We start from the raw sequence: 1,972 nt of genomic DNA on the forward strand, positions 1-1,972 counted from the left end.
ACGGATTGATTCGAGCAGCGTGGTCCGCTGTTTTTCGATGAACTGGTCCACCAGTTCGTCATGCTTCCGTTCGTAGGTCGCCATCTGTTTCTGGTCCACCAACAATTTGCCCAGGTAGTTTTCGGTCTCGCGCAGCTCGGCCCGAAGCAGGGGCTGATCCAAGGCGGCCACCGGCTGGCCTTTGGTTATGTATTGGCCCTTCTCGATTGTCAGGGAGAGCAACTGGCCTTCGGTCTTGGCCACGATAGGAAACAAGGCCCCGCTGCGGATCAGAATGCCCTGGCCGGTGACCTTGACCGTCACCACGCCCAGAAAGGCCCAGGCCGTGGCGGCGGCCAGGAGCAGGCCGACGCTTGAAAGGGCCAGCCAGGTCCTGGGGCGGACCACGGTCATGACCTGATCCAATTCTTCCGGAGCGGTGGTGTTTCGAGTGGATGGCATGACCTCATCCCTGTTCATTGGCTTTTTCGGAAGCACCAGAATGGCCGGGCCAATGACCCGTGCGCATCTGCTCGGCCAGAATCACGGCCCGCTGGCCGACCTGGTTTCGCCAGTGGCTGTCCAGCATCTCCCGGGCCGCTCCTTCATAATCGTTTTGTTCCAGGCAGGAAAGCATCCGTCTGAAGCCCATGAGGCCGGTGATGCCCATATTGAAAGCCATGGCTGCCAGTACGCAGCGTCGCGGCTCGCTCAAGCCATTGGTCCAGGGCAGGGCTCGTCGGACCGCGGCCAGCGCCTGTAACGCATCGCTGTGCAGCATCCGGCGGGCTTCCTCCAGACTGATACCCGTATCTTCCAGATTCCGGCCAAAGCCGATGGTCAATTTTCCGGAAGTGCAACGGTAGGGCGTGAGTCGAAGACCTTCGTGGGATTCCAACTGTCTGAGGAGTTCGCAACTCGGCATGGGATCCGACTCAGGGGATAGATCTCGCGGGGATTCGTCTTTTCTGATGTAGAAGGAAGCGGGAAAGACCGGGGGAAGGCCGGGCAGGAGACCCTTGGGATGGTCCCTGAGCAAGGGAAGAGCCTGGGCCAAGGCTTGGTGGTGGTCCTCGGCCAGCAGGTTCGCGGACAGGAGGACTTCCCAGTCCGAATGGCTGTTCAGGAAAATTTCCAGCAGATACTGTTCGGTCCAGAGCACCCGGGCCCCCAGCAGCCAGGTTGGTGGATAGTCCCGGGGCGTGAAAATGTCGTGAAAATGAACCACCACCCCGGGCCTCAGCCGCGGCAGCAGTTCCTGAAACACGAACAGGACGTCGCCCTGGGATTTGACCACATGGGAGGAGTCGATGAAGAGCATGTCTCCGGAATGCAGAGAGTCGGCCAGGCGAACCGGATCCGTTCGCTCCAGGGGCTCACGAATCACCTGGACCGGCAACTGAGCCAGCCAGGGATGCTCGTAGGGTTCAATGCAGACATGGTCGCAGGCGATGGCGTCCGCATGCTGGCCGCCTGACCACATGGATTCCACTGCCTGTCGGATGACCAGGGTGGACATGCCGCAGCCAACTTCCACGATGCGCCTGGGCCGCACATGGCGGACCATGCCGAAGAGCAGACCGGCATCCACCGGGCCGAAAGTCCGATTGCGATAGCCGTAGCGCAGGGGAGTCGGTTCCATGGGAATGGCGGCCAATTCGGCCTGATGGCTGAAGGAGGCCAACAGCTCGAGCTGGGCCGGAATACGCAGATCCAGACCGGGCAGGTCCCGGGGACTGTTCAGGTCACGGCGTAGATGTTCAGGCTTGAGATAGGGTTCATAATAGTGGTCCCTTATGGGCAACAGGCCGACCCGTTCCAAAGTCCGAGCGCAGCGGGGCAGGCTCAACAGTCCCTTGATGCGGACATGGCGTAACAGGCGAGCGCCGGGAGCGACCAACAGCGAGAGGAGAAAGTCCGTGGCCGCCCTCCCGGCCCGTTTCATCGAGGCCATGATTCATGCCCTTCTAAGCATCGCTTCCGGGTCAACTCG

The 1,972-nt window shown here is 61.1% G+C and carries 2 protein-coding genes; both read right to left on the reverse strand.

Annotation, left to right across the window (positions count from 1 at the left end):
* Nucleotides 1-441 (reverse strand): hypothetical protein (locus EOM25_14370; protein ID NCC26360.1); only part of this gene is annotated, 441 nt, incomplete at its 3' end.
* A 4-nt stretch (nucleotides 442-445) separates the two neighbouring features.
* Nucleotides 446-1,933 (reverse strand): hypothetical protein, encoded by a 1,488-nt coding sequence (locus EOM25_14375; GenBank protein NCC26361.1) that lies wholly within the window; start codon nucleotides 1,931-1,933, stop codon nucleotides 446-448.
* Between the last annotated feature and the right edge of the window lie 39 nt (nucleotides 1,934-1,972).

It is taken from the genome of Deltaproteobacteria bacterium, from assembly GCA_009929795.1.
Lineage (GTDB): Bacteria > Desulfobacterota > Desulfovibrionia > Desulfovibrionales > Desulfomicrobiaceae > RZZR01.